General features: G+C 65.0%; 1 pseudogene. It reads left to right on the top strand.

The features are described 5' to 3' along the window. Positions 1–400 (top strand): annotated as a pseudogene (locus V2J85_RS40965) (sugar ABC transporter permease); the annotation flags it as partial.

The raw sequence follows: 400 nt of genomic DNA, 5'->3' as shown, positions 1-400 counted from the left end.
ACACAGTTCTTCATCAACAACTGGGGCGCGGCGCCCTGGACCGGCCTCGACAACTACCGCATCGCCGTCGACTTCGACGCGCCGATCGGTGAGGCCCTGCTCCACTCCTTCTTCGTGACCTGCGTCTTCACGTTCTTCTCGGTCGGGTTCGCCTGGCTGCTGGGGACGACGGCGGCGATCCTCCTCCAGGAGAGCTTCCGGGGCCGGGGCATCCTGCGGGCGGTCTTCCTCGTGCCGTACGCCCTGCCGGTCTACGCCGCCGTCATCACCTGGGCGTTCATGTTCCAGCGGGACAACGGCCTGATCAACCACGTGCTGCACGAACAGCTCGGCATCATCGGCGAGCCGTCGTTCTGGCTGATCGGCGACAACAGCATCTACACGCTGATCATCGTCTCGG

Origin of the sequence: Streptomyces bugieae (genome assembly GCF_036352915.1) — a bacterium.
Classification (GTDB): domain Bacteria; phylum Actinomycetota; class Actinomycetes; order Streptomycetales; family Streptomycetaceae; genus Streptomyces; species Streptomyces endophytica.
This window is presented reverse-complemented; position numbering and strand designations above follow the sequence as displayed.